This window comes from Lysinibacillus sp. GW823-FHT02G10 (genome assembly GCF_058797135.1).
The window spans coordinates 259089-272100 of sequence record NZ_JBXAJI010000002.1 but is presented as its reverse complement, the minus strand read 5'-3'; the positions used below and the strand labels follow the sequence as shown (position 1 = coordinate 272100).

The following is a 13012-nucleotide window of genomic DNA, read 5'->3' as shown; positions in this document are numbered from 1 at the left end:
GTAACAGTCTTGTCGAAAGATCGAGAGTTTTTATGGCGTCGCTTACATTCTCTACTTGGGATCATTCCAGTAGGTCTGTTTTTAACGATGCACCTGTTCATTAACTTTACAGCAACAGGCGGGGCAGAAAGTTACAACGATGCTACCGCAGTAATGGAAAAGATTCCATTCCTTATCCTAGTTGAATGGATTGTCATCTATATTCCATTAATGTTCCACGCATTCTATGGTGTCTACATTGCATTCACTGCTACACCAAACACAGGACGTTTCAGCACGTACCGTAACTGGATGTTCTCTTTACAACGTTTTACTGGTGTATTCTTAGTGATATTTATTGCATGGCATATTTTCCAAACTCGTATTCAAAAAGCACTTGGCACACACGTTGATTACGACATGATGGCGAATATTGTTGCTAATCCATTCATGCTTGGATTCTACATTGTTGGTATTTTATCAGCAACTTTCCACTTATCTAACGGTTTATGGGCATTCCTAGTAAGCTGGGGTATTACACAATCTCCTCAGTCTCAAAAGATCGCTACTTACGTAACAAACATTCTTTTCGTAATTCTAAGTGTAGTTGGTGTGGCTGCTATTTTAGCTTTCGTATAATTCAATAGAAGCTACGATAGAGCACATGCAATCATTGCAATTTTTTAAGAGGAGTGAGAAATAATCATGGCGAAAAGCAAAATAATTGTTGTCGGCGGTGGTCTTGCCGGTCTGATGGCAACGATTAAAGCAGCTGAAGTTGGTACTGAAGTTGATTTATTCTCATTAGTTCCTGTAAAACGCTCACACTCTGTTTGTGCGCAAGGCGGAATTAATGGTGCGGTAAATACTAAAGGTGAAGGGGATTCTCCATGGATCCACTTTGATGATACAGTTTATGGTGGGGACTTCCTAGCGAACCAACCACCAGTTAAAGGTATGTGTGATGCAGCACCTGGCATTATCCACTTAATGGACCGTATGGGTGTTATGTTCAACCGTACACCAGAAGGACTTTTAGATTTCCGTCGTTTTGGTGGTACTTTAATGCACCGTACAGCTTTCTCTGGTGCAACAACAGGTCAACAATTACTATATGCGCTAGATGAGCAAGTTCGTTCTCATGAAGTAGCTGGTTTAGTAAATAAATATGAACACTGGGAATTCCTTGGTGTTATTATCGATGAAGACGGCGTTTGTCGTGGTATCGTAGCGCAAGATATGCGTACAGAAGAAATTAAATCATTCCGTGCAGACGCTGTTATTATGGCGACTGGTGGCCCTGGTATTATCTTCGGTAAAACAACAAACTCTGTTATTAACACAGGTTCTGCTGCTTCTATCGTTTATCAACAAGGTGCTTCATATGCGAATGGTGAATTCATTCAAATTCACCCAACAGCGATTCCTGGAGATGACAAAAACCGTCTAATGTCAGAATCAGCTCGTGGTGAAGGTGGTCGTATTTGGACTTATAAAGACGGTAAACCTTGGTACTTCCTAGAAGAGAAATACCCAGCTTATGGTAACTTAGTACCACGTGATATTGCAACACGTGAAATTTTCGACGTTTGTGTAAACCAAAAACTTGGTATCAATGGCGAAAACATGGTATACCTAGATCTTTCACATAAAGATCCACATGAATTGGACGTTAAACTTGGTGGTATCATCGAAATCTATGAAAAATTCGTAGGGGATGACCCACGTAAATTACCAATGAAAATTTTCCCAGCAGTTCACTATTCAATGGGTGGATTATGGGTTGACTACAATCAAATGACTGAAATTCCTGGTCTATTTGCAGCAGGTGAATGTGATTACTCTCAACATGGTGCAAACCGTCTTGGTGCAAACTCATTATTATCTGCTATCTACGGTGGTATGGTTGCAGGACCAAACGCAGTAGACTATGTAAAACACCTTAAAAAGCATGCTGAAGATCTTCCACAAGAGATTTACGATGCTCGTGTAAAAGAGGAACAAGCGAAATGGGATGCTATCATGAAAATGGAAGGCACAGAAAACGCTTACTTACTGCATAAAGAGCTTGGTGAAATGATGACTGCTACAATGACTGTAGTACGTTACAATGATCAGCTTGAAGATACATTGAAAAAACTTGATGAGCTTACTGAGCGTTGGAACAACATCAACATCAATGATACGCAAAAATGGAGCAATCAAGGCGCACACTTTACACGTCAGCTTAAAAATATGTTAGTGCTTGCAAAAGTAATGACAAAAGGTGCACTATTACGTAATGAATCTCGTGGTGCACACTATAAACCTGATTTCCCTAACCGTGATGATGAGAACTTCTTAAAAACAACAATGGCGAAGTTTGACCCAGCTACTGGTAATCCAATCATCACGTACCAAGAAGTCGACGTTTCATTAATCCCACCACGTAAACGCGACTACTCTGCGAAAGGAGACTAAAAGTTATGCAAATCGCAGCTAATACTGGAAGAATGGTCAAAGTGGAAATCTTACGTCAAGATACACAAGGCGGCAATAGCTACTGGCAAAAATTCCAAGTGCCTTACCGTCATGGTATGAACGTAATTTCAATTTTAATGGAAATTCAAAAAAATCCTGTTACTGAAGATGGTGTAAACACATCACCAGTATCATGGGATATGAACTGTTTAGAAGAAGTTTGTGGTGCATGTTCAATGGTGATCAATGGCCGTCCACGTCAATCATGTTCTACACTAGTAGACCAATTGACAGAGCCGATTAAATTGGAGCCAATGAAAACATTCCCTGTTATTCGTGACCTACAAGTTGACCGTGAACGTATGTTCAACGCGCTTAAAAAAGTTAAAGCATGGGTACCAATCGATGGTACGTATGATTTAGGTGAAGGTCCACGTATGCCAGAAGGTAAACGTCAATGGGCTTATGAACTATCTAAATGTATGACTTGTGGTGTATGTATGGAAGCATGTCCAAACGTGTCTGAAAAAGCTTCATTCATCGGACCAGCTCCATTATCACAAGTACGTCTTTTCAACACTCACCCAACTGGTGCTATGATTAAAGATGAACGTTTAAATGCGATTATGGGTGACGGTGGCCTTGCAAACTGTGGTAACTCTCAAAACTGTGTTGCTGCATGTCCAAAAGGGATTCCTTTAACAACATCCATCGCTTCATTAAACCGTGCAACTACAGTGCAAATGTTCCGTAACTTCTTCGGTTCTGACCACTACGTAGACTAATATACGGACAAGCTGAACTCCCTTACACTTCGTGTAAGGGAGTTTTTTATAGTTATAGAAATGAAATTTATCAAGTTGTTTATTTACATTTTTTCTATGATAATATAGCATTTTCTTTTATAATGAATATGTATTCATTTTGTTTGCCGTTGATTGATAAAAGACGGGCAATTACATGACAGGGGATGGTATATCATGAAGGCAAATTATATCGATAATTTTCAAGAGTGGGAAAAGGGTTTTTCATTTTTTAGCGAGGTACGAGTGCGATTTTCAGAAACAGACATGTATGGTCATATGAACAATACGATTAGCTTTACATATTTTGAGCAAGCAAGAATTGATTACTTCAGACATTTAGGAATTTTAATGCCCCCAGTTGGAGAAGAGAATGTGAAATCTATACCTATTGTAGCCGATTTACAATGCGATTATGTAAAGCAGGTTTTCTTTGATGACGTACTACGAATCTATACAAAAATCGCGCAAGTTGGGAATTCGTCGATGGACATTCACTATCTAGCAAAAAATCAAAAGGACGAAATCTGTTTCACTGGTCGTGGAACAATTGTACAAATGGATCCTCGTACAGGTAAAAGTGTGCCGATTTCAGAGGAAGAAAAAACGAAATTCATTCAGTTGGCCATTCTGCCTCACTAGTTCAATATATAAGTATATGTAAATTTATTGAAATAGTAGGTTTTGCTTTTTACGTAAAATTTATGAATGTAACAATGTAATTTTCGAAATTTTTAAGGAAACATGGAATAATCATGCAAATAGCCGTCACCGCTTCCTGCCCCTTAACATAAGTTACAATACGTGCGGGGGAGGAGGGTGTAACTGAATGAATGGCTCTCATCATCGTTCTCTTTTAACAAACCGAGAACGTGAAATATTTGCGCTTTTATTAGCTGAAAAAACAACGAGAGATATTGCAGAGCAGCTTAGTATTAGTGAAAAAACAGTGCGAAATCACATTTCCAATACAATTCAAAAGCTAGGTGTAACGAATCGATCTCAGGCGTTAATTGAGCTGTTACGCTTGGAAGAATTTAAATTAGACTAATGGACACTTGCTATTTCGTGAAAAAAACGACAAAATAGAACTATTCAACGTATTTTTAGGAGTGAAATAGTTATATGTCGGATGAAGTAACAAAGCACTCACCTGAAACCGTTGCAACGGTTGAAAAGGAATTACGCTATATAGCGGCCATCGTGAAGCAAAAGGGAAGAGAAATTGTTTCCGATTATGCGATTACGCCGCCACAATTTGTTGCATTACAGTGGTTAGAAGAGCTTGGTGATATTACAATTGGCGAATTATCAAACCGTTTATATTTAGCTTTTAGCACGACAACAGATTTAGTGGACCGAATGGAGAAAAATGAATTAGTCAAGCGTGTGCGTGATGAAAATGATCGCCGTGTCGTTGTCGTTCATCTTCTCGAAAAGGGCGAACGTATCATTCAAGAAGTAATTGAAAAAAGACAGCAATATTTGCAAGAGATGCTTGTTGGTTTTAATGAACAAGAAGTCGCGCAATTATCAAGCTATTTAGAAAAACTACATGTACACATGAAACAGGATTGAGGCGGAAAGTATGAATGCCCCGATAGGCGTTATTGACTCAGGAGTAGGCGGTTTAACCGTAGCAAAAGAAATCATGAAGCGATTGCCAAACGAAACGATTTATTATATTGGCGATACAGCAAGGTGTCCGTATGGTCCAAGAAGTCGTCAGGAAGTACGGAATTTTACTTGGCAAATGGCAAAAGCACTCGAAAAAATGAATGTTAAGATGCTCGTTATAGCTTGTAATACAGCGACTGCAGTAGCACTCGAAAGTTTACAAAGAAATATGCCTTTTCCAGTACTAGGTGTTATCAATGCTGGCGCACGTGCAGCTGTAAAAAAAACGAAGCGACATGAAGTCGTTGTGCTTGCAACAGAAGGAACAATTAAAAGTGGGGCGTATGAAGAAGCCTTATTGTCACTCAATACGTCAACACATATTATTCCACTAGCTTGTCCCACATTCGTACCACTTGTAGAAAGTGGCGAATATAAAGGTGACTTTGCAAATAATTTAATAGCAGAAGGCTTAAAGCCGTTGAAAAATCGACAATTTGATACGGTTATTTTAGGGTGTACACATTATCCTATTTTACAAAAACAAATTGAAGCTGTTGTCGGAGAAGATGTGAATGTTTTATCTTCTGCGGAGGAAACAGCAAAGGATGTACAGGAAATGTTAGCGTATAATGGCACTTTAGCAAATGCAAATGCGGTGCCTGCTCATAGATTTTTTGCAACTGGTTCTGTCCCAATTTTCCGTTCGATTGCTGAGAATTGGTTAGAGCAAGGTACTCTCGACATAAAACGTATCACATTAAAATAAAAAATCAGCTTAGCAACAGGCTAGGCTGATTTTTGCCGTTTTCAGCATTGTACATAAGCCACCGAGTACTTTTTTGATGGCACAAATTATGATAAGATGAGGGCGCGAAAGTTTTTAGGAGGAACGAAATATATGACAAGATATGATGGTAGAAATGCAGATGGGCTACGACCTGTGAAAATAGATAGTGAGTATCTATTACACCCTGAAGGCTCCGTATTAATTCAAGTAGGCAATACAAAAGTAATTTGCACCGCAACGATTGAAGACAAGGTACCTGGTTTTCTACGTGGGCAAGGGAAAGGGTGGATTACAGCCGAGTATTCCATGTTGCCTCGTGCAACCGCTCAACGGACACCACGTGAATCCTCTCGTGGGAAAGTCAATGGTCGTACAATGGAGATTCAGCGCTTGATTGGGCGTGCATTGCGTGCTGTAGTCGATTTAGAAGCGCTAGGCGAACGTACTGTATGGATTGACTGTGATGTCATTCAAGCGGATGGCGGTACTCGTACAGCATCCATTACGGGAGCATTTGTTGCCATGACACAGGCCATTGCTAAATTTGCTGAAGAAAAGCCATTTGAAAAATTCCCAGTAATAGACTTTTTAGCAGCTACAAGTGTTGGGATCGTTGAAGAACAAGGCGCTATTCTTGATTTAAATTATGTAGAAGATGTGGCTGCAGCTGTTGATATGAACATTGTGATGACAGGCGCAGGACGATTTGTTGAATTACAAGGTACTGGTGAGGAAGCTACTTTTTCTCGTGAAGAACTAAATGAATTGTTAGCATTAGGTGAAAAAGGCATACAACAATTAGTTGAGCTTCAAAAAATAACGCTTGGTGAACTGGCACACAAAGTTGGAGGGAATCAATAATATGAAACAAGTAGTCATCGCCACAAAAAATAAAGGAAAAGCAAAAGATTTTGAAGCATTATTTGGACCACTTGGTTATGAAGTCGTAACAATGTTTGAAGTGGCACCAGATATGGAAATAGAAGAAACAGGAACAACATTCGAAGAAAATGCCATCTTAAAAGCAGAAGCATTGGCGAAGGAGCTTAATACCATTGTTATTGCAGATGACAGTGGTTTAGCAGTAGATGCATTAAATGGTGAGCCAGGTGTGTACTCCGCTCGCTATGCAAGTGACCATGACGATGAAGCAAACATGATTAAACTGTTAGAAAATTTACAAGGTGTCGAAGATGACAAACGTACAGCACGTTTTTGCTGCTGTATTGCAATTGCAGGACCTGATTTCGCAACAACAACGGTATTTGGTACATGTGAAGGCGTCATTGCCCATGAAAAGCGTGGAACGAATGGCTTTGGCTATGATCCAATCTTTTTTGTGCCAAGCTTAAATCGAATGATGGCTGAGCTTTCACCAGAGGAAAAGGGTTCTATTTCTCACCGAGGCAATGCAATTCGCAAGTTAAAGGAGCAATTACCGAATCTTATCAAATAAGAGGTGATATCCATGAAAATGCTTGTTATGAGCGATACACATGGTGACAGCCATGTCATCGAAAAGGTTAAAGGTTTTTATCCTGAAATAGATATTGTGGTTCATTGTGGAGATAGTGAACTTCCCTATTCACATGAGGCATTAGAAGGATTGAAAAAAGTACGTGGAAACTGTGATCGTGAGAAAGCTTTCCCTGAAGAAGAAATTTTCACGGTCCATGATGTAAAGATTTTTGTGACACACGGTCATTTATTCAATGTGAAAAATTCCATCTTATCATTATCCTATCGTGCTAAAGAAGTAGGTGCACAGATCGTTTGCTTTGGTCATTCACATATTCTTGGTGCCGAAATGATGGATGATATCCTATTTTTAAATCCAGGCAGCTTATTAAAACCACGTGGTCGTAAAGAGAAAAGCTTTGCTGTTGTGGAAATCAATGCGACATCTTTTAAAGTTGATTGCATGACAAATGATAATCAATGTATGGCTACATATACATTTGATCGACAATAATAGAGAAAATCCGCATAACTAGTAAAGTATGCGGATTTTTATTTGGGCTACTGATAATGGTAAAATTGCCTATGAATGATTCATGCTGAAATAGCAAAAATAAATCGTAAAGGCAATAAAGGAGAAAACATGAAAAAAACAATTGGCTGGCATTTTGATAATAGTTACGTTCAACTACCAAGTATTTTTTATTCCGACATATCGTTAAATCCTGTTCGTTCACCAAAATTGATCTTATTAAATGAATCAGTTGCAGCATCACTTGGGTTAGACATTCAGGCTTTAAAGAGTGAGGAAGCATTAGCCGTTTTAGCTGGTAATACAATCCCAGAAGGTGGCGAACCGATTGCACAGGCTTACGCAGGGCATCAATTTGGTCATTTTAATATGCTAGGTGATGGTAGGGCTCTATTATATGGGGAGCAAATCACACCTCAAAAGGAACGGTATGATATTGCTTTAAAAGGATCAGGTAGAACACCTTATTCTCGAGGTGGAGATGGGCGAGCCGCATTAGGTCCAATGCTAAGGGAGTATATTATTAGTGAAGCGATGTTTGCACTAGGGATCCCAACTTCACGTAGTCTAGCAGTAGTCACTACAGGTGAAATGATTATTCGAGAAACAGAACTACCAGGCGCTATTGTCACAAGAGTTGCAAGTAGTCATTTGCGGGTAGGGACATTTCAATATGCTGCGCAATGGGGGACAGATGAGGAGCTACAGCTTTTAGCTGATTATGCAATAGAACGACATTACTCAGCTAATATTGGCAATCAAAATCGTTATCTTTATTTGTTAAATGAAGTCATAAAGAAACAAGCCTCCCTTATAGCAAAGTGGCAGTTAGTGGGCTTTATCCATGGCGTCATGAACACCGATAATATGACCATTAGCGGTGAAACCATTGATTATGGTCCTTGTGCATTCATGGACATCTATGATCCTGCGACTGTGTTTAGCTCGATTGATCACCAAGGACGCTATGCTTATGGAAATCAGCCCAATATCGGTGGCTGGAATTTAACGCGCTTAGCAGAGTCCTTACTACCTTTAATTGATGATGATCAAGAAAAAGCCATTCAACTGGCACAAGAAACGCTACAACAGTATCCAAAATTATATGTAGAAAATTGGTTGAAAGGAATGCGTGCAAAGCTAGGCATTTTTAATGAGGAGCAAGAAGACATCCAGCTTGTTGAAGAGCTTCTTCAGCTTATGCAGCAATATCAAGCAGATTATACGAATACATTTATCGCCTTATCGTTTGAGCAATTGGAGGACTTCCCATTATTTAACGCACCAGCTTTTAAGGACTGGTATCACAAATGGCAAGCTCGATTAGCAAGACAGCAGCAAAACAAAGACATGTCACAACAATTAATGCGCCAACATAATCCAGCTGTTATTCCGCGTAACCACAGGGTAGAAGAAGCTTTGGAAGCGGCTGTAGAACAAGGCGATTATAGTGTGATGAACAACCTACTAAAAGCCCTAGCTCAGCCTTATGCTCATGCGAAAGAACAACAAGAATACGCTTCATTACCTGAACACACTAATCAACCATATCGTACGTTTTGTGGCACATAAGTAAAAAACGAGAGTTATTTATTCTCTCGTTTTTTTATTTGTATAAAGGCACTCTACCGTATTCAAACGCATATTCTATGTATGAATAAAAATAAAGGAGAATAAGGTCGGTGCATAAGTATTCAAAGGGTTGGTTTGTCAAAGTTTTACGTGCTCATGGAATAATGGTTCATCCTCAATTTAAAAGTCATTTAGGCTTATATAAAGAATCTGAATTACGAAACTTATATTATCGTTATGTCGAAATAGAGTCTGCTGAGCAAAATCAATAGACCATTTGTTTGAAGAACTCCTTTCTAGGAAAAACTAGTGATTAGAAAGGAGTTTTACTATGTGGATGATGACTCAAACATGGCAAGATGTTCTATTTTTACATTGGCCGATAGCCCCTCAAGAACTTGAAAAACATGTACCTAAAGAACTGAAGCTCGATCTCTTTGAACAAAATGCCTGGCTTAGTGCTGTCCTTTTTAAAGTTTATCGACATCGGCTACGCTTTCTACCACCTCTTCCGGGGATGAATACCTATTTACAATTGAATGTCCGAACATATGTGGAGTATAACGGCATGAAAGGCATCTATTTTTTTCATTTAGATGTGACGAATAATTTCTTATCAAAAATTACGGCAATAGGTAGCTTGCCATATCGCCATTCCAAAATCCTAGTAAAACAAAGAGGGAATCACTATTCATACACAAGCCATTACAAAGCATGTGACGAAAGATTGAGGGTTATTTATACAATAGGAGACAAGACCAATACTAATTTTGACCGATGGATTGTAGAGCGCTACCATTCATGGGCGAAATGGAAGGATACACTTTTTCGTATTGATATTCACCACTCCCCATGGGAATTAAAAAGAGCCAACGTAACGATTGAAAGCAATACATTAGCCTCTTTTATGAAGGGGAAACTTCAGGGCATGCAGCCTCGTGCTCATTATGCTAAAAACAAAACAGCGAGAGTTTTTCCTCCAGCAGTTGAGCATAAAATGATCATAAATCCATCAAGATTTTTGCATTAAAAGAGGTAACAAAATTGCATAACGATGGCGCTGGCTATCATATCTGACATCGCAAGTGCCTCTGCTTCAATTTCATCAAATACCTCTACATCAGCCTGATAATCTTTTTGTATCATCGTGACAGCTTCATTTTTCGTTAAAGCTAAATGCGTATAAAACATTTTTTGTACGGCCTCTCTACTTAGGTATGGATTGATTGTATGCAAAAAGAAAGCCATATCATCTGCATTACGATACCATTCCCTCTCTTTAGCTTCCGCTGTGGTAGCGTCACCTTTCGCAGCAGCTGTCACTAATTGAGCCGCAATTACCAGATGCTCTTTAATTAAAGCTGCATAACGATCCGCCACGGAGTCACCATAAAAGGGGCGTAAACAATTCCCTAAATCGGTTGCATTGCGTAGCAAACGCTGCTGCACAAAGGGTAAATCAGGCAAATTAAACACAATGCTTATAATAGTCATCCGTGTCCAATTCACATGCTCCATCCAAAGTAAGCGGTTCATAGCCATAAAGTCTGCTTCGCCTTTACTAATACAGCGTCGGTAATCATTTGACTGTAAAAAGTGACGAATCGGAGCCGTATACTGCGTATAGGGAGCATGATACAGCTGGCTTAATGAAAAACCATTTGAATAGGGGTACAAGGCTTCACTCCTTCTTGTTCTTTCTCCTACAGTAGCATACTCTAAGGAATCTCGGAGTATGAAGAACAAGAAAGAAAAGAAGAGACAACAAAATTACGCCTCATACATCATTTTCTTCGTCATGCCACCATCAACTGTAAGATTAATACCTGTCACAAAGTTATTGATCGGGTTTGTTAAATAGAGACAAGCCTGTGCAATATCTTCAGGCAGACCAACCCTTCCTGACAAATGCTGCGCATGATCGATTGGCCGCAGTGCCTCGTAATCACCTGTTTAATCCACCCAGGTGAAATACAATTCACTGTAATTTGATCTGGCCCTAAAGATCGCGCTAAAGCATGTGTTAACGCTATGATACCACCCTTTGTAGCCGCATAAGCTTCTGTATGAGGCTCTGACATTTCAGCTCGCGTTGAGGCCAACGAAACAATGGAACCACCCTTTGCATTATGCCGCATCACTCTTGCAGCCTCTCTGGCACAGAAAAAGGTACCCGTTAAATTCGTCTGCAACAAATCCTGCCACTCATCAAACGTCACCTCATAGGGAGATTGATGCTGGAACTTCCCAGCATTATTAATTAAAATAAGAATGGTCCCATATTGCTCAACAGCTCGCTGCATTAAATTGATGATATCCTGTTCCTTTGTCACATCCGTTGGCACAAATAATGCAGAGTAGCCTTGAGCAAGCATATCCTGTTCTAACTGTTGCCCTAAGCCTGCATTCAAATCAGCAATCACCACTTTTGCACCTTGTTGTGCATATGCAAGCGTAATACCCTTACCAATCCCTTGTGCACCACCTGTGACCATAACGACTAAATCTTTAAACATCCACAAACCTCCTACTTTTTTATCGCCAATAGTGTAGCAAATATTTTGCTATCCTTCCTGTTAAGAGGGTGAAGAAATGGTATAATGGATGCTATAGCAACATATGATAAAAAATATGAGGCAAACCTTGCCTGCATAGTAAAATTAATGTTGACATTATGCTATAAAGTACATATAATAAATATTGTCCTTCCTATGGAATACATAAGAAACGACATCATGTCTCAGTAGCTCAGCTGGATAGAGCAACGGCCTTCTAAGCCGTCGGTCGGGGGTTCGAATCCCTCCTGGGACGTTAATAAAAGCCTTACAGCCACAACGGCTGTAAGGCTTTTTATTTTTATACATTGATGTATAAGTCTCTCGATAGTGCCTAAGAGGTGCCAAAATCAGTCTTTTTCATCGAAAAGTTTATCAAAATGAGAACTAGCTCGTTGATCTGTTTCTTGTAAAGTGGTATTAAATGTGAAACAAGACAGCCCAGAGACAGTCCTGCTAAGAATGTTTTTAAAATAAACTAGAAAAGAAATTTTTCGTAGTATTAACAATTGAATTAAAAGTAGAGGAAATGAAATTAATAGCAGCACTTATTGCATTTTTTACAGTTTCCACAACAGTAACAAAAACATTTAAAACTTTATCCATAATATCTTGTATAAAGGCACCGACTTTATCAGCAATAGTAAGGATGAGTGTTTGAGCTGCAGGATGCTCTTCACCAAAATCTATCAACGAATCATAGTATTTATTGATCATGTCTTCGGATTTTTTTAAAGCTTCCTCTTTTTTCTTCCGCATATTTTCAAAAAAAGCTGTTTGATTTTTATCATTTTCTAACTGCTTAACATTTTCTTTTAAGTCTAATTCTTCTTGTACATAAAAACTATTAACGTTCTCCTGATATTCTTGTGTTAGTTTTTGTAATTCATCAGGTGCGTCTGATAATGAAGGAGCTTGAAGTCCAATGAACGCTGCTAAAGAAAATTCATTGGTTTGCTCTCCCGTATAAGCATCTCTCATTTGATTCATAATACTACTAAAATTTTTTACTGCTACTGTCATAATTATTCCTCCTAGTAATTTAATTGTTGAAACAACTATAGATTATCAATAAAAGGTTAAAATTAGGTTAAAAAACATAAATTTACTTTTTTGTTTTAATATATAATATACTGGCTATGAGATAAGTTAATTAAAATAATATGTATTTAATAATAGTAGAAACACCACTCCATGATGGGTGGTCTCAATCTTTATATAGGGTTACATGATGTGGAGAAAATTA

Annotated in this window: 15 protein-coding genes, 1 tRNA gene and 1 pseudogene; 14 read left to right on the top strand and 3 right to left on the bottom strand. The window is 38.8% G+C overall.

Annotation, left to right across the window (positions count from 1 at the left end):
* Positions 1–9 precede the first annotated feature (9 nt).
* The 13 genes from AC1RFD_RS11265 (at position 10) to AC1RFD_RS11205 (ending at position 10241) form a co-directional block, all read left to right on the top strand.
* Positions 10–618 carry a succinate dehydrogenase cytochrome b558 subunit gene (locus tag AC1RFD_RS11265; protein WP_004226428.1) on the top strand — a complete coding sequence of 203 codons (609 nt, stop codon included), beginning with the start codon at positions 10–12 and terminating at the stop codon, positions 616–618.
* Between the two features lie 66 nt (positions 619–684).
* Positions 685–2439 (top strand): succinate dehydrogenase flavoprotein subunit, encoded by a 1755-nt coding sequence (gene sdhA / locus AC1RFD_RS11260; RefSeq protein ID WP_004226429.1) that lies wholly within the window; start codon positions 685–687, stop codon positions 2437–2439.
* 5 nt (positions 2440–2444) lie between these two features.
* The gene (sdhB, locus tag AC1RFD_RS11255; RefSeq protein ID WP_004226431.1) at positions 2445–3224 is read left to right on the top strand and encodes a succinate dehydrogenase iron-sulfur subunit; all 780 of its coding nucleotides are present in this window, start codon (positions 2445–2447) and stop codon (positions 3222–3224) included.
* Positions 3225–3419: 195 nt separating this feature from the next.
* Positions 3420–3884, top strand: a complete 465-nt coding sequence (locus AC1RFD_RS11250; protein WP_066037526.1) for an acyl-CoA thioesterase — start codon at positions 3420–3422, stop codon at positions 3882–3884.
* A gap of 187 nt (positions 3885–4071) precedes the next feature.
* The gene (locus AC1RFD_RS11245) at positions 4072–4293 is read left to right on the top strand and encodes a helix-turn-helix domain-containing protein (protein ID WP_492474908.1); all 222 of its coding nucleotides are present in this window, start codon (positions 4072–4074) and stop codon (positions 4291–4293) included.
* Positions 4294–4367: 74 nt separating this feature from the next.
* Positions 4368–4820, top strand: coding sequence for a MarR family winged helix-turn-helix transcriptional regulator (locus AC1RFD_RS11240; RefSeq protein ID WP_016991542.1), 453 nt, complete (start codon positions 4368–4370; stop codon positions 4818–4820).
* Positions 4821–4830: 10 nt separating this feature from the next.
* Entirely contained in the window at positions 4831–5628 is a 798-nt protein-coding gene (racE, locus tag AC1RFD_RS11235) for a glutamate racemase (RefSeq protein WP_004226440.1), read from the top strand.
* Positions 5629–5760: 132 nt separating this feature from the next.
* Positions 5761–6510 (top strand): ribonuclease PH, encoded by a 750-nt coding sequence (rph, locus tag AC1RFD_RS11230; RefSeq protein ID WP_066037525.1) that lies wholly within the window; start codon positions 5761–5763, stop codon positions 6508–6510.
* Position 6511: 1 nt separating this feature from the next.
* The gene (locus AC1RFD_RS11225) at positions 6512–7105 is read left to right on the top strand and encodes an XTP/dITP diphosphatase (RefSeq protein WP_066037524.1); all 594 of its coding nucleotides are present in this window, start codon (positions 6512–6514) and stop codon (positions 7103–7105) included.
* Positions 7106–7117: 12 nt separating this feature from the next.
* Positions 7118–7621 (top strand): metallophosphoesterase, encoded by a 504-nt coding sequence (locus AC1RFD_RS11220; RefSeq protein WP_281216085.1) that lies wholly within the window; start codon positions 7118–7120, stop codon positions 7619–7621.
* Between the two features lie 129 nt (positions 7622–7750).
* Positions 7751–9211, top strand: coding sequence for a protein adenylyltransferase SelO (locus AC1RFD_RS11215; RefSeq protein WP_492474907.1), 1461 nt, complete (start codon positions 7751–7753; stop codon positions 9209–9211).
* 110 nt (positions 9212–9321) lie between these two features.
* Positions 9322–9483, top strand: a complete 162-nt coding sequence (locus AC1RFD_RS11210; protein ID WP_016991537.1) for a DUF2639 domain-containing protein — start codon at positions 9322–9324, stop codon at positions 9481–9483.
* Positions 9484–9542: 59 nt separating this feature from the next.
* A complete protein-coding gene (locus tag AC1RFD_RS11205) occupies positions 9543–10241 on the top strand; it encodes a YqjF family protein (protein WP_492474906.1) in 699 nt (232 codons plus the stop codon).
* Here AC1RFD_RS11205 and AC1RFD_RS11200 read toward each other — a convergent pair.
* Entirely contained in the window at positions 10238–10888 is a 651-nt protein-coding gene (locus AC1RFD_RS11200; RefSeq protein ID WP_288586028.1) for a hypothetical protein, read from the bottom strand. The two genes, AC1RFD_RS11205 and AC1RFD_RS11200, sit on opposite strands and share 4 nt — an antisense overlap.
* Positions 10889–10981: 93 nt before the next feature.
* A pseudogene (locus tag AC1RFD_RS11195) lies at positions 10982–11727 on the bottom strand (SDR family NAD(P)-dependent oxidoreductase).
* A gap of 221 nt (positions 11728–11948) precedes the next feature.
* On the opposite strand from AC1RFD_RS11195, the gene AC1RFD_RS11190 reads away from it, so the two are divergent.
* Positions 11949–12022 (top strand) — tRNA-Arg (locus AC1RFD_RS11190).
* Between the two features lie 212 nt (positions 12023–12234).
* On the opposite strand, the gene AC1RFD_RS11185 is transcribed toward AC1RFD_RS11190, so the two are convergent.
* Positions 12235–12789 carry a hypothetical protein gene (locus tag AC1RFD_RS11185; protein WP_048393709.1) on the bottom strand — a complete coding sequence of 185 codons (555 nt, stop codon included), beginning with the start codon at positions 12787–12789 and terminating at the stop codon, positions 12235–12237.
* Positions 12790–13012: the final 223 nt, after the last annotated feature.